The organism is Novosphingobium mangrovisedimenti (assembly GCF_025153475.1).
Classification (GTDB): domain Bacteria; phylum Pseudomonadota; class Alphaproteobacteria; order Sphingomonadales; family Sphingomonadaceae; genus Novosphingobium; species Novosphingobium mangrovi_A.
Map to the genome: position 1 here is coordinate 1 of NZ_JANZXA010000013.1, position 20,665 is coordinate 20,665.

The window sequence follows — 20,665 nt, forward strand, 5'->3', positions numbered from 1 at the left end:
CGAAGGTCCATCGAATAGGCTCGAACCATGCCATGCTGGCCTCCTTGCCCAGCAGGCATCATGAATCACATGCAACCGCGATTGGGAAGCACATACCGAGTCAATGCAATGTCATCTCGCTCTAGCATCCTTCCAAATCCCGGAGCGGCTGTGCGTGCGCGACTGGTCGAGCACGGGCCCGATCGATCCGGGCTATCTCGCGCAGTCCGGTTTCATCGAGGGCAGGCGCGGCGCGGCCGACTATCCTGGGGCCGGCTCGGCCTGACACCGCAGGACGCGCCGCAGGCGGGCGGGTTCAGCCCGGCACCCGCTCGAACAGATTGAGCACCACGCCCTTGTCGTCTTCCGGCTCGTGCCTGTCATAGCGGACGAAGCCCAGCGCAGCCGCCAGCCGTTCGGAGGCCGTATTGCCTTCCTCGATCATGCAGGCAACGCGGCGGTCTCCATGCACGGCATCGAACCAGGGGAACACCGCGCGCATGGCCTCGCCGGCGACACCCTTGCCCCACCAGTCCTGCCGCACGACCCAGCCGGCCTCGGGCACATCGTCCATGCCCTTGCCGAACCCGCGCAGGGAGTGAAACACCCCGCAAGTGCCGATGATCCCGCTTTCGCCCGGACGGCGAACGGCGAAGTTGCCGTAGCCGTGCAGCGCCCAGCTTCCGGCATTGCGCAGCAAACGATCGAATTGCGAAAGCGCCGTCGGTCGCGCCGGGCCCAGAAAGCGGGTCATGTCCTCGCCCTCGAGCAGCCGGACGAGGTCGTCCAGATCGCTGGCGGCGGGCTTCCATAGCTCGAAGCGTTCGGTCGTCAGAACAGGGCGTGCAGTCATAGTAGCAGGCGATCTACGGTATGGATCGCCACGCCGACAAGCCCGCCCACGACCGTGCCGTTGATACGGATGAACTGCAGGTCCCGGCCGACGGCGCCTTCGATACGGTCGGAGACGGTCTTCGCATCCCAGCGCTTCACGGTTTCCGAAACGAGGCGCACGATTTCCGAGCCATAGCGCGAGGCCACGCCCACCAGCGTGCGGCGGGCAAAGCGGTTCACGAGCACTTGCAGCCGCGCGTCCTCGCCAAGCGTTCGGCCGAACTGGCTGATCGAGTTGCCCAGGCTGCCCGCCAGCGCCTTGTCCGGGTTGCGCGCGGCGCGCAGCAAGGCTTCGCGGGCGCGTTCCCACATCGAATCGATCCAGACCGCCATCGCCGGATTTTCCAGCAGCTCGATCTTGATCCGCTCAACCTTCACCCGCATTGCCGGATCGCTGCGCAGGTCGGCGGCCAGCTTCGTCAGCGCCTCGTCGATCTTGCCGCGCAGGGGATGATCGGGCTGCACGATGACTTCGGCGAGGAGGCGATAGGTCCCGTCAAGCACCCCGTTCGCGAGGCGCTCGTCGAGCCCGGTCCAGCGCATGATCGTGTTGGCGCGCTGGTGGATCATCGCACGGATCATCGGCTCGTTGGCTTCGACGACCTCACCGATCTTGCGCAGCAGGCTCTCCAGCACCGGCAGGTGGCGCTTGCCGGCAATGGCGTTGTCCAGCATCTGGCCCAGCAATGGCGCGAGGTCGACCTTCTCGAGCTGGCGCCGCAGGCCCGCCTTGACCATGCCGCCCATGTGGTCGGGATCGAGCGATTCCAGGATGTCGGCAAGCAGGCCCGCCGCGCCGTCACGCAGCCGCGACTGTTCCTCGCGCCGCGGATCGGCCAGGAACCCGCCGAGGCCGGCCGCGAGATTGAAGCCGTGCAGACGCCGCGCGACGACCTGCGGGGTCAGGAAATTGTCGCGCAGGAACGCGGCCATCGAATCGGCGATACGATCCTTGTTGACCGGGATGATCGCCGTATGCGGGATCGGCAGGCCGAGCGGGCGACGGAACAGCGCGGTTACCGCGAACCAGTCGGCCAGCCCGCCGACCATGGCCGCCTCGGTGAAGGCGATCGCGTAGCCGAGCGGCACGTCCCATTCGGGATAGATCGTGGCGAGCCGCCGGAACGTCAGGAACGCCGCAGCCATGACCAGCAGCAGGCCAGTCGCGAACAGCCGCATGCGTCCCGCCCGGTTCCGCATCCGATCCGACATCAAGCCTTGCGATATCGCGGCCCCGTTGCGCCGGGCTGGCTGCAATGTTCCCCGTCCGGGGCTATTCCGCCGGAACCGCATCGCCACCGTGCTGGCCGCGATGCGCTTCTTCGGCGTGATGGGGCTCGAAAGTGAGCAGCGCCTTGCGCAGGCGCGGCCCGATGCGCTTTTCGAAGCCATCGGCAAGGCTGAAGGCGGCAGGCACGATCACCAGCGTCAGCAAGGTCGAAAGCAGCAGTCCGCCGATCACGGTAAGGCCCATCGGCGCGCGGAACGCCCCGTCACCGGACAGCGAGAGCGCGGTGGGCACCATTCCGGCAGTCATCGCCACCGTCGTCATGACGATCGGCTGCGCACGCTTGTGGCCCGCGTCCATGATCGCCTGGAGCTTGTCCACGCCCTTGCCCATTTCCTCGATCGCGAAGTCGATCAGCAGGATCGAGTTCTTGGCGACGATGCCCAGCAGCATGAGGATGCCGATATAGACCGGCATCGAGATCGGCTGCCCAACCACGGTCAGCGCCAGCAGGCCACCCAGCGGCGCCAGCAGCAGCGAGGCCATGTTCACCAGCGGCGAGACGAAGCGCTTGTAGAGCAGCACCAGCACCGCGAAGACGAGGAAGATGCCGCTGATCACCGCGATGATGAAGTTCTGGATCATCTCGGCTTGCCACTTGTCCTCGCCGACGGGGGCGTTGGAGACGCCCGCAGGCAGGTTCTTCATGATCGGCAGGTTCTGGATCTGCTCCATGATCGGGCCCTTGACCTGGCCTTCGCCGAGGTCGGCGCCCACGAAGATGCGCCGCGCCTGGTTGTAGCGCTGGATCTGCGTCGGCCCGGCGCCGAAGCGGATTTCCGCGACGCGCTTGAGCGGCACCGAACCGCCGGTCGCGGTCGCGACGGGCAGGTTCTCGATCGTCGAGAAATCGCGGCGCGAGGAGCGGCCCAGAATGACGCGGATCGGCACCTGGCGGTCGCTCAGCGAGAACTTGGCGGCATTCTGGTCGATCTCGCCCATCGTCGCGATGCGGATCGTCTGGCTCAGCGCCGCGGTCGTGACGCCCAGTTGCGCCGCGAGGTCGAGGCGCGGGACGATGACGAGTTCGGGCCGCTGCAGGTCGGCGGCAATGCGCGGCGCGACCACTCCGGGGATGGAACGCATCTGCTCGACGAGCGTCTGCGCGGTCTTGTTGAGCAGGTCGCTGTCGCTGCCCGAAAGCATGACCGAGATGTCACGACCGCTGCCGAAACCGCCCGATTGCGACGCGAAGTTTACGCGGGCGTCGGGAATTTCCTGGAGCTGCGGCGCGAGACGGCGCTCGAATTCGATGCTGGTCGCCTTGCGTTCGCTGGCCGGCTTGAGCGGGATGTAGAGCGTGCCCGAACCTTCGCGGCTGGCCTGCAGCACACGCTCCACTTCGGGTTGCGCCTCGATGAGACGGGTGACGCGCGTGGCGACCGCATCGGTCTGCTCGATCGTCGTGCCCGGCGCCATCTCTATGCTGACCCGGCTGAAATCCTCGTTGGTCTTGGGCTGGAACTGCTGGGGAAGCCCGGCAAGCAGCGCGAAAGTCACGACCAGCGCATAGATGCCCGCACAGAATGCGTAGAAACGGTGGTCGTGCATGCGCGCGGTGATACGATCGGCGAAATAGCGGTACCAGTCACCGAACCGGCCCATCGCGACAAGCCCCATCTTGGACAGCTTGCCGAGCGCGAAGACCGCAACCGGAATGCCGAGCGGCGCCGCGACCGCCGCCAGCACGAATGCCGCCTTGTCGAGACCAAGGCCCTTCAGCCCTGCTTCCACGACCGAGAAAATGCCGCCGGCAAGCGCCATCCCCGCACCGAGGATCGCCACCATCAGCACGGTCGCCACGATGTAGTACCACCAATGCCCGGGAGCCTTCACGAGCGCGGCCTTGCGACGATGCGCCTCGCTGCTGTCGAGCGTCCAGGCCAGGACCTTCATGTAGAGATCCATGGCCTTGCCGCCGCCGTGCTCGGCATGACCATGCGCCTTGAGGAAATAGGCCGCAACCATCGGCGTGATCAGGCGCGCCACGGCAAGGCTCATGAGCACCGCGACCACGACCGTCAGGCCGAAAGCCTTGAAGAACTGGCCGGGAATGCCCGGCATCAGGCCCACCGGCAGGAACACCGCGACGATCGAGAAAGTGGTCGCGACAACGGCAAGGCCGATCTCGTCCGCCGCGTCGATCGAGGCCTGGTAGGCGCTCTTGCCCATGCGCATGTGGCGCACGATGTTCTCGATCTCCACGATCGCGTCGTCAACCAGCACGCCCGCCACCAGGCTGAGCGCCAGCAGCGACAGGAAGTTCAGCGTGAAGCCGAGCATGTCCATGAACCAGAACGTCGGGATCGCCGAAAGCGGGATCGCGATCGCGGAAATGAACGTGGCCCGCCAGTCGCGCAGGAACAGGTAGACGATCACGATCGCCAGCACCGCGCCTTCCACCAGCGCTTCCATCGAGCTGGTGTACTGGCCCTTGGTGTAGTCGACCGGCGCGAACAGCCGCGTGATGTGGATGTTCGGGTTGTCTTTCTCGATCTTCTTCAGCTTTTCCATCGCCCCGTCGTAGACGGTGACGTCGGACGCCCCGAGCGCCCGCTTGAAGCTGAAGGTGACGACCTGGCGCCCCTGCAGTTTCGCGATGCGGTTCTGCTCGGAATAGCCGTCATAGACCCGGGCGATGTCGGACAGCTTGATCTGGCGTCCGTTGCCGAGGTTGATCCGCGTCTGCGACAGGTCGTAGGCGGACTCGGCGTTGCCCAGCACGCGCACCGACTGGCGCGAACCGGCAATCTCGGCCTGGCCGCCCGCAGCGTCGGTGTTGACGAGGCGCAGCGCATTGTTGACGTCACGCGCGGTCACGCCGAGCGCGTTCATGCGTTCCGGATCGATCACGACCCGGATCTCGCGGTCGACGCCGCCGTTGCGGTCCACTTCGGCGAGGCCTTCGACCGACAGCAGCGCCTTCGAGATGGTATCGTCGACGAACCAGCTGAGCTGCTCCATCGTCATGTCGTCGGCGCTGACGGCGAAATAGGCGAGCTCGTTACCCCCCGCCTCGATCTTCGTCACCTGCGGTTCGAGAATGCCGTCGGGCAGGTCGCTGCGGATCTGGTCGACCGCGTTCTTGACCTGATTGGTGGCGACATCGGCGTTGGTACCGACCGAAAAGAAGACCGTCGTGATCGAACTGCCCTCGGACGCGGTCGACTGGATCTCCTCGACGCCGGGGACCGAGCGTGCCGCGCTTTCGATCTTCTGGGTAACCTGCGTCTCGATCTCGGTCGGTGCCGCGCCCGGCTGGGTCACGCGCACCAGCACGCCGGGGAACTCGATGTCCGGCATGTTGTTCACGTCCATCCGGTTGAACGAGACCAGGCCGGCGATCATCACGCCGATGAAGAAGACGATCGGAATGATCGGATTACGGATCGACCATGCGGAGATGTTGCGCAGGCTCATGTGCGCCTCACTTGCCGACGGTGACGAGTTTGGGCTTCACCTTGTCGCCATCGTTGAGGAAGCCGCCGGCACGCAGGACCACCTTTTCCGACCCGGTCAGGCCCGAAGGCACGGCAATGCCCTGCGCCGTGACCAGACTCGTGGTGACCGGCCGGCGATGGACGATGCCCTTGTCGTCGACGACATAGACGAACGAGCCCTTGGCATCGTTCTGGATCGCCGCTTCCGGCAGCATCGGCGCCACCACGGTCCCGCGGCTGATCTTGACGCTGGCGAAGCCGCCCGGGCGCAAGGCCTTGTCGTAACTGAGCGCAATTCGGGCGGTGCCCTGGCGGGAATTGGGATCGATGACCGGCGAGATCTGCCAGACCTGCCCGGTGAAGCTCTTGCCCGAACCGACCGGCGTGACCTCTGCCGGAACGCCCACCGAAATCGCGGCGAGATCGTCCTCGCTCAGGTCCGCCAGCAGTTCCATCTGTCCGCCCTTGGCAATGGAGAACAACACGCCGCTGCCCCCGCCGACGACCTGTCCAGGTTCGACATTGCGTTCGAGGACGAGACCCTCGGCCGGCGCGACGATATTGAGCCGCGCGGCCTGGGCCTGCAACTGACCCAGCGTCGCCTGCGCCACCTTGACGCGCGCCACGGCGGCATCGCGCGTGGCCGTCAGACGGTCGACATCGGCGGTCGAGATGAAGCCACGGTCCACCAGCTTGAGCGCGCGGTCGAGATTGGCCTGCGCCAGCCGCGCATCGGCCTGCGCCACGCTGACCTGCGCGGCCTGACTAGCCTGCTGCTGGGTCTGCACCGACCGGTCGACGATCGCCAGAACCTGGCCCTGCGAAACCCAGTCACCGGGCTCGACGAGAACCGAGCGAACCTCGCCGCCCTCGCCGACCGATCCGACCGGCATCTCGCGGCGGGCCGCCAGGGTGCCGGTCGCGTTGATTTCACCGGCGATGGAAGTCTTGCCCGGCACCGCGACGGTGACGACCGGGATCTGCGCACTCGCATCGCCAGCCGCATCGTCGCTGCCGCCGCGATGCAGCAGGAACCAGATGCCCACCATCAGCACGACAGCGACGAGCGCGACAATCCAGATCCGGCGCCGGGAGGCGCGGTCCTGATCGAGATCACCTGTCAGGGGATTGCCGACCACTTCGGCCATCTCGTTCTCCCTGACTTCTATCTTGGCATCGTAGTTCATCGAGTCACCGCAGCGGCCTTTGTCACCCTGCGGGCGGCGTGGCCTCGTTCGCCGCGGGCAGCTCAGGTCACACAAGCGACATGGACAGCTCACACGGCAGAAATTCACTACCGCCCGCCATATACGGGCCGCCTGCAAGTGGCAACGTGCGCTCGGTTTGGAGCGAACCTGTATCGACGAACGACATGATTGCCCCAATCGGCACCCAAACCCACGGTTTATTACCTAAGAACGCAAAAAAGCGGCAGCGAACCCCTGTCCGCTGCCGCTTTTCATATCGATCTCGTCTTAAATCGCGCGGTTCAGTATTTCTGCTGACGCTCGTAAAGATCGCGATAGTGTTGAATTCGGGTCACACGCAGGCCCTGCATGCCCGAACGATCGACCGCACGCTGCCACGACGCGAATTCCTCCAGCGTCAGCGAATAGCGCTCACAGACTTCGTCGATCGTCAGCAGGCCACCATTGACCGCGGCCACGACCTCGGCCTTGCGTCGCACGACCCAGCGGGTCGTGTCCGGCGGCGGGAGCGTATCCAGGGTCAGCGGCTCACCGAGCGGGCCAATCACCTGGGCTGGACGGATTTTCTGGTTCTCGATCATCTTTACCCTCGTCTGCCGGTGCTGCTGGGGCCGGCGACAGCAGAGATTTTTGCCTCTCTAGGCTTGAAATAGGCTGAAGCAGTTGGGTTAACGCTCCTTGAAACATCTTCATAAGTAGTTAGCGCCGAGGCCGCGCAGCCATCGAAGCTGCCGCGAATCCGCAGCCGCAAGGGCTTGGTGTCCTGGGAAAGCACGGTGCGGATTTCGTATGCGGCAAAGAGCCGCGCACGAAGATCCTGCCAGTCGAGCGGCAACTGGTAGTCCGTGAACGCGTCACCCGCACGACCCTGCGGATGACCTGTCATGCAGGTTTTTTGGTCATGAGCAATGTTCATGCCGCCGCTTATAAGCCCGACTTGGTCAAGGGACGGTAAAGGCCTTCGTCACATTTCATTGACAAAAGTTAATCCGACCCGGCCCACCTCCCGATCCCCCGCAGCAACGCTCGGAGGTAGGAAATCCGCGCCGCTCGCTGTATGGGGCGGCGGATGAGCCCCCTGCCCAACCTGCTTGCCGGCCTCGATCCGGTTAAATTATGGCAATTGCCCGAGCCGCTTTCCGCCCGGCGCATCGTCGTCGCCATGTCCGGCGGCGTCGACAGCTCCGTGGTCGCGGCCCTTGCCGCCGCGAGCGGTGCCGAAGTGATCGGCGTGACCCTGCAGCTTTACGACTATGGCACCGCCACCGGGCGCAAAGGCGCCTGCTGCGCCGGCGACGACATCCGCGACGCGCGCGCCGTGGCCGACCGGCTCGGAATCGCCCACTATGTCTTCGATCACGAGAGCAGCTTCCGCGAGGAAGTGGTCGAACGCTTCGCCGACGACTACATGCGCGGCCGCACGCCGATCCCCTGCATCCGCTGCAACATGGGACCCAAGTTCACCGACCTGCTCGCCATGGCCCGCGAGCTGGGCGCGGATTGCCTGGCGACCGGCCATTACGTGCGCCGCGAGATCGGCCCGGCCGGGCCGGAACTGCACCGCGCCGCCGATCCGGCACGCGACCAGAGCTATTTCCTCTACGGCACGACCGAGGAACAGCTTGATTTCCTGCGCTTCCCGCTCGGTGGCCTGCCCAAGACCGAAACCCGGCGCCTTGCCGAGGCCGCCGGCCTGCGCGTCGCCGACAAGCCCGACAGCCAGGACATCTGCTTCGTGCCCGACGGCGACTACGCCAAGGTCGTGCGCTCGGTCCGCCCCGAAGGCGACGCGCCGGGCGAGATCGTCCATGCCACGAGCGGCGAAGTGCTCGGTACCCACCGCGGCGTGATCCACTACACCGTCGGCCAGCGCCGGGGGCTCGAGATCGGCGGACAGGCCGAACCGCTCTATGTCACCGGCATCGATGCCGAGACGCGCCGCGTCATCGTCGGCCCGCGCCGCTTGCTGGCGACCGCGGCGGCCCGAATCGTCGAAACCAACCGCATCGGCCCGCTGCCGGACACGCCGCTGACCGCCAAGGTCCGCTCGCTGGCCAAGCCGGTTCCGATCATGCTCGATGGCCCGCTCGGCGACGGCGCCGAAACGACGATCCGCTTCGCGAACCCCGAATATGGCGTCGCTCCCGGACAGGCCGCCGTGATCTATGCCAACGATCGGGTACTCGGCGGCGGATGGATCGAGGGGACCACGCCCTGGACCGATACCGACGTGGAGCAGACAAGCACATGAAGACGATCGGGCTGATCGGCGGGATGAGCTGGGAAAGCTCGGCCGAATACTATCGCATCGTCAATCAGGCGGTACGCTCGCAGCGGGGAGCCGGAGCCTCGGCAAAGTGCCTCTTGTGGTCCTTCGACTTCTCGGAGATCGCCGCGCTTCAGCACGCAGGGGACTGGACCGCCCTGACCGAACGCATGATCGATGCCGCACGGCGGCTCGAAACGGGCGGTGCGGACATGCTGCTGATCTGCACCAACACCATGCACCGCATGGCCGAGGAAGTGCAGGCCGCCGTTTCGGTGCCCCTGCTCCACATCGCCGACGCGGCAGGCGCGGCGATCGAGGCGCAGGGACTGACCAGGGTCGGCCTGCTGGGCACCGCCTTCACCATGGAGCAGCCTTTCTATCGCGAACGCCTGCGCGAGCGGTTCGGGCTGGATGTCGTGGTTCCCGACGAAGCGGACCGCGCCGTTGTCCACCGGGTAATCTACGAAGAACTCGTCAATGGCGTAATCGAGCCGGCCTCGCGACAGGCCTACCGCGAAATCATCGCGCACCTGGCCGGACAAGGCGCGCAAGGCGTGATCCTGGGCTGCACCGAGATCGCCCTGCTGGTGTCCGATGCGGATTCCTCCGTCCCGCTGTTCGATACGACCCGGCTCCACGCCGAAGCCGCCGTCGCCGCCGCGCTGGCCGACTGAACCCCGACGCGACGGGCCACCGCCCGCGCATGGGTCAGTCGTCCCAGGGCTCCAGCAGGCAGCCGTTCCTTTCATCGAAGGTCGCCTTCTGGTGCGCCAACAGCGGGATGCCCGCGGTGATCGTCTTCGTCTCCTCGTCCTCGGACAGTGAAGCGAGCCCGGCGACACGCCCCAGCCCCGCGACATCGAGATCGCCCTCGCAGCTCTTGAGCGGGCGCTGCGAGACGTAGCGGCACACGCAGCCTACCCGCGCACCGTAGGCCGAGCCGACCAGCGCCCTTTCGCGAAGATCCTTCCACGACCATGCCAGTGCCGCGACGGCGAGAACCAGCACCAGCAGCACCAGATTGCGCAGCCAGCGGGTGGGTTGGCGCGTCGGGTAGGATGCGGCGCTTTTGTCCCCCGTACGCCATTTCCCGGGTGTTGCCATTCGTCCGCGCCTCGCACATCACACCGCGCATCATGCCGGTGCGCCGCCTTCCCCATATCCTCGCCCTGCTTGCGCTGCCAGCCCTGTGCGGCTGTGGACAGGATGCGCCGGTGGGACCGCCCCCGCCCAGCAGCGCCTCGCTGGCCGCGATCAGCGACGACGGCGGCGCTCCGCACGAGCCGCTCGCCCGCGCGATCGACGCGCTGTTCGACAGCGAGAGCGTGGGCAGGACCGAAGCGCTGATCGTCATGAAGCGCGGATCGGTGATCGCCGAGCGCTATGGCGAAGGGATCAAGGCCGATACGCGCCTGCCCGGCTGGAGCATGGGCCAGTGCGTGACCGCGCTGATGATTGGCCAGCTGGTGAGCGACGGACGCCTGCGCCTCAACGAATCGGCCCCGGTGCCCGACTGGCAGCGCCCCGGCGACCCGCGCGGGGTCATCACGCTAAGGCAGTTGCTGCAGATGCGCTCGGGCCTGCGCCACGTCGAAAGCACGGCGACCGGCGGCGATGCAGAGGAACACGAATCCGACCGCATGCGCATGCTGTTCCTCGACGGACGCGACGACATGGCCGCCTATGCCGAAGCGCAGCCGCTCGAGGCGCCGGCGGGGCAGGTCTTCGAAAACTCCTCGGCGACCTCGATCATCCTGTCCGACCTTGCCGCCCGGGTGCTCTCGCCCGATCACGATCCCGGCCGGCGCCAGCGCGCGGTGGGCGGATACCTCAAGAACCGCGTGCTGCTGCCGATCGGCATGGATTCTACGGTGATCGGCTATGACCGCGCGGGCACGATGATCGGCGCCGGCATGATCCACGCCGACGCGCGCGACTGGGCCAAGCTGGGCGAGTTCCTTCGCCATCGCGGCTCGGTGAAAGGCGCGCAGATCCTGCCGCGGCGCTGGGTCCAGTTCATGCTGGCGCCCAGCCCGCGCAACGAGGGATACGGCGCCGGCGTGTGGCTCAACACGGCCCCGCCGGGCAACGGCGCCCGCCTCTTTCCCGGCACCGCGCCCGCCAGCCTGTTCGCCTGCATCGGCGAATACGGGCAATACGTGATCGGCTCGCCCGACCAGCTCCTGACCGTGGTGCGCCTCGGCGAGAGCAATGCCGCGCAGGAGCGCGTGCTGCACGACCGGCTGGGCGCGCTGATCGCACTGTTCCCGGGCGGGAAGGTCTGAGCGCGGCCGGGCCGGACTAGTCCACGTTCACCCTGATCGGCGGCAGCACGTCCTTGCCCGCATCGCCCACTTCGTTGACCAGCCCTTCCGGATCGGGATGGATCAGGATCTCGACGTCGGGAAACTCGGCATGCAGCCTCATCTCGATTTCATCCATCACGCGGTGCGCCTGGCGCACGGTCAGCTTGGGGTCCACCCAGATGTGGAACTGGACGAAGTCCTTGTTGCCCGAGGTGCGCGTGCGCAGGTCGTGGACGCCGGTAATGTCCGGGTAGCGGGCGAGAACGTCGAGGAAGCGCTGCTTCTTTTCCTCCGGCCATTCGTGATCCATGAGCTGGTCGATCACCTGCTCCGATGCGTTCCAGGCACCCCAGCCAAGCCATGCCGCGATGCCCAGGCCGAACAGCGGATCGGCACCTTTCAGGCCCGCGTACTGATCGAGCGCAAGCGCCGCGATCACCGCGAGGTTGAGCAGCAGGTCCGACTGGTAGTGCACGTTGTCGGTGGTGATCGCGAGGCTGCCGGTCTTGCGGATCACGCGGCGCTGCCAGGCCAGCAGCGCGAAGGTCACCACGATCGCGGCCACCGAGACGCCGATGCCGCTGGCAGCCTCTTCCACGCGCGCACCGGAAAGGAACTGCTCGATGGCGCGACTGGCGATGCCCAGCGCCGAGATCGAGATGAGCACGATCTGGAACAGCGCGGCGATCGCCTCCGCCTTGCCGTGGCCAAAGCGGTGCTTGTCGTCCGCCGGCTGCGCGGCGATCCACACGCCGAGCAGCGTGGCAAGACTGGCGACGAGGTCGAGCACGGTATCGGCAAGGCTGCCGAGCATCGCCGTCGAGCCGGTCGACCATGCCGCCCAGCCCTTGAGCCCCAGCAGCAGCAAGGCCGCGCTGACACTGGCAATGGCAGCGCTGCGGTTGAGATTGGCGTGATGGCTCACGGATAGAGCAACGTACTGGACCAGCCGCCGTCGCCATCGCGCACGAAACGCCGGCGTTCATGCAGACGGTGGGCCCGGTCGTGCCAGAACTCCATCGCCGAGGGCACGACGCGGTAGCCGCCCCAGTGCGCCGGACGCTCGACCTCGCGCCCTTCGAAGCGGTCGCGCACGGTCTCGTAGCGGGCAAGGAAGGTTTCGCGGCTGTCGAGCGGTGCCGACTGGTCCGATGCCACCGCGCCCAGCTGCGAATCGCGGGCACGCGAGTGGAAGTAGGCGTCCGCTTCCTCCGCCGTCACCGGCTGGAGGCCGCCCTCGATGCGAATCTGGCGGCGCAGGCTCTTCCAGTGGAACAGCAGCGCGACGTTGGGATTCGCCGCGATCTCGCCGCCCTTGCGGCTATGGCCATTGGTGTAGAACACGAAACCGTCGGGCCCGTAGCCCTTGAGCAGGACCATGCGCACCGAGGGATGGCCGTCGGGCGTCGCCGTGGCAAGCGCCATGGCGTTCGAATCGTTGGGCTCGGTGGTCCGGGCCTCGTCGTACCAGAGCTTGAACAGATCGATGGGATCGCCGTGCGGGACGACCTCGCGCGCGAGTTCAGTTTCCATGGCGACATCCTGATGCGGTTGACACGGTTGACACTGTCCTGGGAAAGTTGGGGGAGAGAGCCCCGCTTCTCGCCCGAAACGGCGCACGGCGCCTTGATCGGGGACAATTCTCTCGCACGACGCTCGGCATATAGGGGACGATAGCCGCCCCGCGCCGCGTAGGAAAGCGCGGTGGCATACATAACTTGCCGTAACCGCTCCGGACACCTAGCTAAGCGTCATCATGGCAGCAGATCCTTATTCCACCCTGGGTGTATCGCGCGGCGCAAGCGAGAAGGAGATCAAATCCGCCTATCGCAAGCTGGCGAAGGAACTCCATCCCGATACCAACAAGGACAATCCCAAGGCCGCGGAGCGCTTTTCCGAAGTGACGCAGGCCTACGACCTCCTGTCCGACAAGACCAAGCGCGCCCAGTTCGACCGCGGCGAGATCGATGCCGACGGCAATCCGACAATGCCCTTCGGCGCCGGTGGCGGCAGCTATGGCGGCGGCTTCGGCGGAGGCGGCGGCCAGCGCGGGTTCTCGGGCGGCTTCGGCGGCAACGAGGGAATCGACCTCGAAGACCTGTTCGGCGGCATCTTCGGCGGCGCCGGGGCGCGCGGCCATGGCGGTATGGGCGGCGGCATGGGAGGAATGGGCGGCGGCCCGCGCGGCCGTGCGGCCCCGCGCGGCGCCAATGTGAACTACCGCCTGTCCGTGCCGCTGACCGACGCGGCCGAGCGCAAGGACCAGCGCATCACGCTTTCGGACGGCAAGACCATAGACCTCAAGTTGCCCGCCGGCGTCGAGGACGGCACCCAGATGCGCCTCGGCGGCAAGGGCGAACAGGGCCCCGGCGGCGCGGGCGACGCGCTGATCACCATCCAGATCCAGCCGCACGCCTTCTTCGAGCAGGACGGCGACGACCTGCGGCTTGACCTGCCGATCACGCTCGACGAGGCGTTGAGCGGCGCCAAGGTCAAGGCACCGACCGCGTCGGGCGCAGTCATGCTGACGGTTCCGGCCGGCTCCAGTTCGGGCAAGGTCCTGCGCCTCAAGGGCAAGGGCATGAGCCGCAAGGACGGTTCGCGCGGGGACCAGCTGATCCGGCTGGAAATCGTCCTGCCCGAACACGACGAGGACCTCGCCAAGCGCCTCGAAGGCTGGAAGGACGCAAGGGACGTGCGCGGCAAGCTGGGGGGCTGAAGCAAACCGCCTCGCAGCGGCGCTGGCCGAACAATGCCCCGATGCGACCAATCCACACCCCAAATTGCACCGCCCGGTGGCATTGCCTATGACCGCCCGGTGCAGATCAATCCGCCGATAGAGCCAGCCGGCCCGCCCGATCTCACGCCCGAAGGGCGTCGTCGCGCGGCCCTGCGGGAAGAGGCCGCCAGGAAAAAGGCCCCGTCCGAAGGCAAGGGGCTGCGCCAGCGGATCAGGCGGCGCGCCGGACCCGGCTCGCGCGTGTTCACGGTGATGGCGCGGGTACTCAACGGTGCCTGGCAGGACGGGTTCATCCATGCGGGCAATCTTGCCTACATGACGCTGCTGGCGCTGTTCCCCTTCTTCATCGCGGTGGCCGCGATCTTTTCCGCGATCGGCGAGAAGGCACGGCTGGGCGCGTCGATCGATGCCGTGCTGCGGGCCATGCCGCCGCGCGTGGCCGAAGTGCTGGGGCCGGTCGCGCATGACGTCGTGGCGGCGCGGCACGGCTGGCTGCTGTGGATCGGCGGCCTGTTCGGCCTGTGGACGGCCACCAGCCTGATCGAGACGATCCGCGACATCCTCCACCGTGCCTATGGCACCGACAAGGGCGCGCGCTACTGGCGCTACCGGCTGTTCTCCACCGGGCTGATCTTCGGTGCGGTGATCCTCCTGCTGATCTCGCTGTCTTCACAGGTCCTGATCTCGGCCATGCAGACGATCGTCTTCGCCCTGTTCCCCCAGCTCGATACGCTTGCCGAACAGATCGCCGTGTCCGGCATGGTCAGCGCGGGCGCCCTGTTCGGCTCGATCTACCTGCTGTTCTACCTGCTCACGCCCGCCGCCTACCAGAAACGCATCTACCCGAAGTGGCCGGGCGCGGCGCTCGTCACGGGCTGGTGGCTGCTGGTCGCGTTTGCGCTGCCCAAGGTCCTGCGTAACTTTTTTGTCTACGATCTCACTTATGGAAGCCTTGCCGGCGTGATGATCGCGCTTTTCTTTTTCTGGCTGGTAGGCTTAGGGATGGTGGTAGGCGCCGAACTCAACGCAGCACTCGCTGAATCGCCCGAAGAGAAGGACATGTTCGGACGCTCGGCGACGACGACGACGTCGGATGATAACGAAGCACGGGAAGAACAAGAATGACCGGTTTGATGCAGGGAAAACGCGGCCTGATCATGGGCCTTGCCAATGACAAGTCGCTGGCCTGGGGTATCGCCAAGAAGCTGCACGAACAGGGGGCCGAAATGGCCTTTTCCTATCAGGGCGAAGCGCTGGAAAAGCGCGTGCGCCCGCTGGCCGAAAGCCTTGGCAGCGATTTCCTGATCGATTGCGACGTCTCCTCGATGGACGCGCTCGATACGGCCTTTGCCACGCTGGCCGAACGCTGGCCGACGATCGACTTCCTCGTCCACGCCATCGGCTATTCGGACAAGACCCAGCTGCGCGGGAAGTACTACGACACCACGCTCGACAACTTCCTGATGACGATGAACATCTCGGCCTACAGCCTGGTCGCGGTCACCAAGCGGGCAATGCCGATGATGACGAACGGCGGCTCGATCCTGACGCTGACCTATTACGGCGCGGAAAAGGTCGTGCCGCACTACAACGTGATGGGCGTGGCCAAGGCGGCGCTGGAATCCTCGGTGAAGTATCTCGCCAACGACTGCGGCCCGGACGGCGTGCGCGTCAATGCGATTTCCGCCGGCCCGATCAAGACGCTGGCCGCCAGCGGCATCGGCGACTTCCGCTATATCCTCAAGTGGAACGAGCTGAATTCGCCCCTGCGCCGCAACTCCACCATCGAGGACGTGGGCGGAGCCGGGCTCTACCTGCTTTCGGATCTGTCCTCGGGCGTGACCGGCGAGACCCACCATGTCGATTCGGGCTACCATACCGTGGGCATGAAGCAGGAAGACGCGCCGGACATCGCGCTGGGATAAAACCCGGGCAGCAATTCAACGAAAAAGGCCGGAAGCGAACTTCCGGCCTTTTTTCATGGTATCGGGCCCAGGCGCCTATGCCGCCCAAGCAGGTCAGGACTCAGTTCTGGCCCGGGTTCGGTTCGGTCACCGGCGTCTCGACCGTCGCGTTGCCGCTTGCGTCCTCGGCCGCGTCCTGTTCAGCCTGCTGGCGCTTCTGCTGCTCGAAATAGGCCTTTTCCGCCTCGTCGACGCGCTTCTGCTGGGCCGCGGCACTGGCATCGATCGTCGAAAGGCGCTTTTCACGCTCGGCCGCGATCAATTCGCTGAACTTGACGTCCGAGGCGTTCTTCTTCTCGGCATAAGCGCGGTCGATCAGCTGCTGGGTGCAGCCCAGCGATCCGCCCGCACCGACCGGCGAGCAGCTCAGCGTACCGAAGGCGCCGACCGTCTCGTAGGCTTCGACCTTGTTGGTCCAGGCATCGGACTTGGGCGAATCGACACCGCGCAACGGCTTGGGAATGCGATAGCGTTCTTCTTCCGGCTTGCGCGCACAGACGGTAATTTCGCCCTCGGCCGAAGTCGGGCAGGGATCGTCGCCATAGACGATGAGCTGGTTGACCTTTTCGCCATCCGGGCTCTGGGGTTCGTCCTGCGCGAGGGCAGGCGCGGCCGCCAGGGTCAGGCCCAGCGCGGTGGCGGCAATGGCAGTCAGGAGGCGTGGCATCGCAAGTGCTCCAATCGATCGAAAACTGTCTTCAGGGCGTCTATAGGAGCGCCCGCCGTTGAACGATAGCTTAAGCGCGAGCGAAAGCCTTGCGCGAGAACAACAATCCCTGCCGCGGGCTAGATCCGCTCCGACAGCTTGATCGCGGCCCGGCAACCCAGGCGAATCGCGTTGAACAGCAGCGGATAGGCCGGGGCCCGCTCCGCGCCCGCCGCCAGCGCGGCATCGCGGTGCTCGCGCTCGTCATCGCGAAATTCGCGAATGGCGGCGCCCAGCTCGGGATCATCGTCGCCCAGCTCCTCGAGCTGTTCGGTGTAGTGACGGTCGATTTCGGTCTCGATCGCCGCGGTGCAGGCCATGGCCGCTTCGGGACCGAGCAACGCGGTCGCCGCGCCCAGCGCGTAGCCGGCAACGGACCACAAGGGCTGCAGCGCGGTGGGACGCACCCCGCGCTCGGCGATCATCGCATCGAAGCGGGCGCGGTGATCTTCCTCCTGCGCGGCCATGCCGGCCACTTCGGTCGCATGCGGCGCGCGCGTGCCCATCACCGCCAGTTGTCCGGCGTAGATGCGGGTCGCGCCATATTCCCCGGCCTGATCGACGCGCAACATGCGCTCGCTTCGTGATGACGTCATGACTTCGCCTTTCTGCTGCTCGCCAGCAACACGAACGCCAGCAATGCCCCGCCCGTCGAAAAAAGAAAGTTCCACCCTGCCAGGGAAATCCCGAAGAGGCTCCAGGGAACGACATCGCAGCGCACCACCGGGGCGTTCATGATCGCCTCCAACGGATCGCCGCCCGCCGCGAAGGGACTGGCCGTGCACGCCGTCACGCCCTTCCACCAGCCATATTCGACCCCGGCGTGGAAAGCTCCGATCAGGCCCGACGTCAGCACCCCCAGCGCCGCGACCGCCACCAGCGGACGCACCGGCCGCCAGAAGAAGGCCAGCGCCGCGAAGACCAGCGCGAACATGTGCGGATAGCGCTGCCACCAGCACATTTCGCAAGGCGCCAGCCCGAAGACGTATTGTGCAATGTAGGCCCCGCCCAGCGACGCGACGGGGATCGCCAGAACGAGCCAGCGGGCGACGCGCACGGGAGCAGCGACGGGAACGGTCATAACATTGCTTCCCCTGCGTCCGCCGTCAGTTCTGCTTCTTGGCGTCGGCCGCGGCCAGCGCGGGCTTGCCGGCCGTACGCTCCAGCGTGTTGATCGCATAGTGGAGCTGGAAGTCCTTGATACCTTCCTTTTCCAGTTCGGCGGCCGAGATCTTGAAGCGCGGATCCTGCATCTTGTCGGTCTCCAGCTCCTTGTCGTCGAGCGCGGCCTCGTTGATCAGGTGGCCGCGCAGGTCCGATTCGCGCACCGCGCGCTCGGCCCGGGCGCGGGCATCGGGATCGGAGAGCTGAGGCACCTTGATGTCCGGCACGATGCCGCCTTCCTGCACCGAATGGCCCGAAGGCGTGTAGTAGCGCGCCGTGGTCAGCTTCACCGCGCTGTCCTTGTCGAGCTGGATGAACGACTGGACCGAGCCCTTGCCGAAGGTGCGCTGGCCCATGATCACCGCGCGGCGCTGGTCCTGCAGCGCACCGGCGACGATCTCGGAAGCCGAGGCCGAGCCCGCATCGACCAGCACGACCACCGGCAGGCCCTTGGCGGCATCGCCCTTGAACATGGTCTCCGCACGGTAGAACTGGTTCTCGCTGGCGAGACGGCCGCGCTGCGAGACGATGTCGCCGTGATCGAGGAACAGGTCGGAAAGCGCCACTGCCTCGTCGAGCGAACCGCCGGGGTTGGAGCGCAGGTCGAGTACGAGGCCGACCAGCTTGCCGCCGCCCTTGAGCGCCGCCTGCTTCTTGAGGTCGGTGATCGCCTTGTTCACGTCGTTGCCGACATTGCGCGAGAACTCGTTGACGCTGATCACGCCGACCTTGTCCTTGAGCTCCCAGGTCACCGGCTGGAGTTCGATCACACCGCGCGTAACAGTGACGTCGAAGGGCTCGTCGCGGCCGGGGCGGTAGATCGTCAGCTTGATCGAGGTGCCCGCGGGCCCGCGCATCTTCTCCACCGCCTCGTCGAGATCGCGCTCGTAATAGAGCACGCCGTCAAGGTGGGTGATGTAGTCGCCCGCCTTGACCCCGGCCTTCTCCGCCGGGCTGCCCTTGAACGGCGAGATCACCTTGACCGCGCCGTCATCCTCCACGACCGAGAGGCCGAGACCGGAGTACTTGCCGTCGATCATCGTCTCGAGCCGCTGCAGCGAGGGGCCGTCGAGATAGTTGGAGTGCGGATCGAGGCTGGCGAGCATGCCGTCGATGGCGCCCTTCATCAGCTTGTCGTCGTCGACCGGATCAACGTAGTTCTGCTTCACCAGCTGGTAGATGGTGAAAAGCTTGTCGAACTCGTGGTTGGCGCGGCTGTCGACCGCCGCCAGCCCGGACGTCGCGGCGGGGATCGCGGCGATGGCGGAAACCAGCAGCGTGGCACGCATCAGGGGTGCGAATTTCATCGGGCAGTATGCCTCTTGCTCATTACGTCCGGCAATGGGCCGCACGTGGTTTTCACGTCCTATCCTACCGGTCCTTTACGGCAAACGCCAGCGGCGCGCGGTGCCGGAGGGCGGCGGGACGACGGCATGCATCATAGCGAACGGATATATTGCAGGGGATTAACGGGTTCGCCGTCGCGGCGCAGTTCGACCATCACCTGCGGCTCGCCGGGCCCGGTCATGCCGATCGGGGATCCCGCCACGACCTTGTCGCCCACCGCGACGTCGAGCCGCACCAGCCCGGTAACCAGCGAGGTCCAGCCGCCGTCGTGCTCAACGATGACGATGCGCCCATAACCGCGATAAGGGCCCGCGAAGGCCACGCGCCCCGGCGCGGGGGCCACGACCTGCGCATTGGCGCGCGTTACCAGCACCAACCCACCCGAACGCGCCTGCCCGGGCGCGTCCTCGCCAAAGCCGACGAGCACCCGGCCGGTCACCGGCAGCATGTAGCTGGCCAGCCCCTCGGGCGGCGGCGTGAACTGCGATGCCGCGACGACCTGTGCGTCCTCGGGACGCGGCGGACGCATGATCGGCCCCGGCAGCGCCGCAAGGTCGCGGCGCAACGCGCCCTGCTTGCCCATCTCCTCGACCAGATCGCCGAGATCGCGGACCTTTTCTGCCAGCGCCAACGCCCGCTCGCTCTCGCGTGCGGCAATGCCCGAGGCCTTGCGGCTCGCCAGCCGCTGGCGCGATTCGATGGCGGCAAGTTGCTTGCGGCGCTCACGCATCTGCCCCTCGGTGCTGCGCAATTCCGACGCGGCCGCCTGCGCGCTCCTTTCAAGGGCGCGGCCGCGTTCGATCTCGGCGCGCAGATCGGTCGTACGCTGCTGGACTTCGGGCAGAAGCGTATCGAGCAGAGCCCGCATATAAACCGCATCGCGCACCGAGCCGGGCCGCAGCAAAGCCAACACCGGCGGACGGCGCGACAGGCGCTGCAGCGATCCGGTCAGGCGGGCGAGCGGTTGCTGCTGGCGCGCAAGATCGGCCCGCAGCGCCGCGCGCTGCGAGGAGATCAGGTCGATCTTCGCCTGCTGCGCCGCCAACGCCGCCTCGGTTTCCTGGATGCGCGCCGCCACGGCCGCGGCCTCGCGCGCAGTCCGGTCCGCCTTCTCCGTCACCGCGCGTGCGCGCGCCTCGAGCTTTTCAGCCCGCTTGCGCGCGGCCTCGCCCTCGCGCCGGGCGGCCAGCATATCCTCCTGCGCCCTGGTGGCGTCCGCCGCGGGATCGAGCACCGCCAGTGCCCCCTGCTGCGTCAGCGCCTGCATCGCGAACACGGCGGCAACGCCGGCCGCAGCGATCAGGGAAAGGCGCAGGACTGGTTTCACGGTTGTTTACCTAGGACAGCGGGAGTCCCGCGG

Annotated in this window: 20 protein-coding genes; 6 read left to right on the forward strand and 14 right to left on the reverse strand. The window is 66.6% G+C overall.

From position 1 onward, the window contains the following. Positions 1–295 precede the first annotated feature (295 nt). The 6 genes from NZK81_RS16845 to NZK81_RS16870 all read right to left on the reverse strand — a co-directional run bounded on the left by NZK81_RS16845 (position 296) and on the right by NZK81_RS16870 (position 7,725). On the reverse strand, positions 296–832 hold the full coding sequence (locus NZK81_RS16845; protein WP_260047247.1) for a GNAT family N-acetyltransferase: 537 nt from the start codon (positions 830–832) through the stop codon (positions 296–298). Then, on the reverse strand, positions 829–2,052 hold the full coding sequence (locus NZK81_RS16850) for a DUF445 domain-containing protein (protein WP_260047248.1): 1,224 nt from the start codon (positions 2,050–2,052) through the stop codon (positions 829–831). Before NZK81_RS16850 ends, NZK81_RS16845 begins: the two co-directional genes overlap by 4 nt. 94 nt (positions 2,053–2,146) lie before the next feature. Continuing rightward, entirely contained in the window at positions 2,147–5,581 is a 3,435-nt protein-coding gene (locus tag NZK81_RS16855; protein WP_260047249.1) for an efflux RND transporter permease subunit, read from the reverse strand. Between the two features lie 7 nt (positions 5,582–5,588). Continuing rightward, positions 5,589–6,788: an efflux RND transporter periplasmic adaptor subunit gene (locus NZK81_RS16860; protein WP_260047250.1), complete on the reverse strand. Its 1,200-nt coding sequence runs from the start codon at positions 6,786–6,788 to the stop codon at positions 5,589–5,591. A gap of 302 nt (positions 6,789–7,090) precedes the next feature. Next, on the reverse strand, positions 7,091–7,390 hold the full coding sequence (gene sciP, locus NZK81_RS16865) for a CtrA inhibitor SciP (protein ID WP_260047251.1): 300 nt from the start codon (positions 7,388–7,390) through the stop codon (positions 7,091–7,093). Positions 7,391–7,392: 2 nt separating this feature from the next. Beyond that, entirely contained in the window at positions 7,393–7,725 is a 333-nt protein-coding gene (locus NZK81_RS16870) for a hypothetical protein (RefSeq protein ID WP_260047252.1), read from the reverse strand. Between the two features lie 153 nt (positions 7,726–7,878). On the opposite strand from NZK81_RS16870, the gene mnmA reads away from it, so the two are divergent. Further along, complete coding sequence (gene mnmA / locus NZK81_RS16875) at positions 7,879–9,060, forward strand: tRNA 2-thiouridine(34) synthase MnmA (RefSeq protein WP_260047253.1); 1,182 nt, start codon at positions 7,879–7,881, stop codon at positions 9,058–9,060. After that, entirely contained in the window at positions 9,057–9,752 is a 696-nt protein-coding gene (locus tag NZK81_RS16880) for an aspartate/glutamate racemase family protein (protein WP_260047254.1), read from the forward strand. Before mnmA ends, NZK81_RS16880 begins: the two co-directional genes overlap by 4 nt. Positions 9,753–9,786: 34 nt before the next feature. On the opposite strand, the gene NZK81_RS16885 is transcribed toward NZK81_RS16880, so the two are convergent. Beyond that, a complete protein-coding gene (locus tag NZK81_RS16885; protein ID WP_260047255.1) occupies positions 9,787–10,182 on the reverse strand; it encodes a hypothetical protein in 396 nt (131 codons plus the stop codon). Positions 10,183–10,214: 32 nt separating this feature from the next. Here NZK81_RS16885 and NZK81_RS16890 point away from each other — a divergent pair, with 32 nt between their 5' ends. Then, the gene (locus tag NZK81_RS16890; protein ID WP_260047398.1) at positions 10,215–11,363 is read left to right on the forward strand and encodes a serine hydrolase domain-containing protein; all 1,149 of its coding nucleotides are present in this window, start codon (positions 10,215–10,217) and stop codon (positions 11,361–11,363) included. A gap of 16 nt (positions 11,364–11,379) precedes the next feature. Here the strand turns inward: NZK81_RS16890 and NZK81_RS16895 are convergent, their stop codons facing one another. Together NZK81_RS16895 and pdxH are read right to left on the reverse strand one after the other, a co-directional pair. Further along, positions 11,380–12,309, reverse strand: coding sequence for a cation diffusion facilitator family transporter (locus NZK81_RS16895; RefSeq protein ID WP_260047256.1), 930 nt, complete (start codon positions 12,307–12,309; stop codon positions 11,380–11,382). Then, positions 12,306–12,917 (reverse strand): pyridoxamine 5'-phosphate oxidase, encoded by a 612-nt coding sequence (pdxH, locus tag NZK81_RS16900; protein ID WP_260047257.1) that lies wholly within the window; start codon positions 12,915–12,917, stop codon positions 12,306–12,308. Before pdxH ends, NZK81_RS16895 begins: the two co-directional genes overlap by 4 nt. 223 nt (positions 12,918–13,140) lie before the next feature. On the opposite strand from pdxH, the gene NZK81_RS16905 reads away from it, so the two are divergent. The 3 genes from NZK81_RS16905 (at position 13,141) to fabI (ending at position 16,049) form a co-directional block, all read left to right on the forward strand. Then, positions 13,141–14,103 carry a DnaJ C-terminal domain-containing protein gene (locus tag NZK81_RS16905; protein WP_260047258.1) on the forward strand — a complete coding sequence of 321 codons (963 nt, stop codon included), beginning with the start codon at positions 13,141–13,143 and terminating at the stop codon, positions 14,101–14,103. 99 nt (positions 14,104–14,202) lie between these two features. Then, positions 14,203–15,249: a YihY/virulence factor BrkB family protein gene (locus NZK81_RS16910; protein ID WP_419181704.1), complete on the forward strand. Its 1,047-nt coding sequence runs from the start codon at positions 14,203–14,205 to the stop codon at positions 15,247–15,249. After that, positions 15,246–16,049 carry an enoyl-ACP reductase FabI gene (gene fabI / locus NZK81_RS16915; RefSeq protein ID WP_260047259.1) on the forward strand — a complete coding sequence of 268 codons (804 nt, stop codon included), beginning with the start codon at positions 15,246–15,248 and terminating at the stop codon, positions 16,047–16,049. Before NZK81_RS16910 ends, fabI begins: the two co-directional genes overlap by 4 nt. 100 nt (positions 16,050–16,149) lie before the next feature. Here fabI and NZK81_RS16920 read toward each other — a convergent pair whose 3' ends face one another. From NZK81_RS16920 to NZK81_RS16940, 5 genes are all read right to left on the reverse strand, one after another. Next, a complete protein-coding gene (locus tag NZK81_RS16920; protein WP_260047260.1) occupies positions 16,150–16,755 on the reverse strand; it encodes a hypothetical protein in 606 nt (201 codons plus the stop codon). A 119-nt stretch (positions 16,756–16,874) separates the two neighbouring features. Next, positions 16,875–17,390 carry a demethoxyubiquinone hydroxylase family protein gene (locus NZK81_RS16925; protein ID WP_260047261.1) on the reverse strand — a complete coding sequence of 172 codons (516 nt, stop codon included), beginning with the start codon at positions 17,388–17,390 and terminating at the stop codon, positions 16,875–16,877. Continuing rightward, entirely contained in the window at positions 17,387–17,875 is a 489-nt protein-coding gene (locus NZK81_RS16930) for a disulfide bond formation protein B (RefSeq protein ID WP_260047262.1), read from the reverse strand. The genes NZK81_RS16925 and NZK81_RS16930 overlap by 4 nt, the downstream gene beginning before the upstream one ends. Positions 17,876–17,900: 25 nt before the next feature. After that, entirely contained in the window at positions 17,901–19,265 is a 1,365-nt protein-coding gene (locus NZK81_RS16935) for a S41 family peptidase (RefSeq protein WP_260047263.1), read from the reverse strand. Between the two features lie 131 nt (positions 19,266–19,396). Then, a complete protein-coding gene (locus NZK81_RS16940; RefSeq protein ID WP_260047264.1) occupies positions 19,397–20,632 on the reverse strand; it encodes a murein hydrolase activator EnvC family protein in 1,236 nt (411 codons plus the stop codon). Positions 20,633–20,665 lie beyond the last annotated feature (33 nt).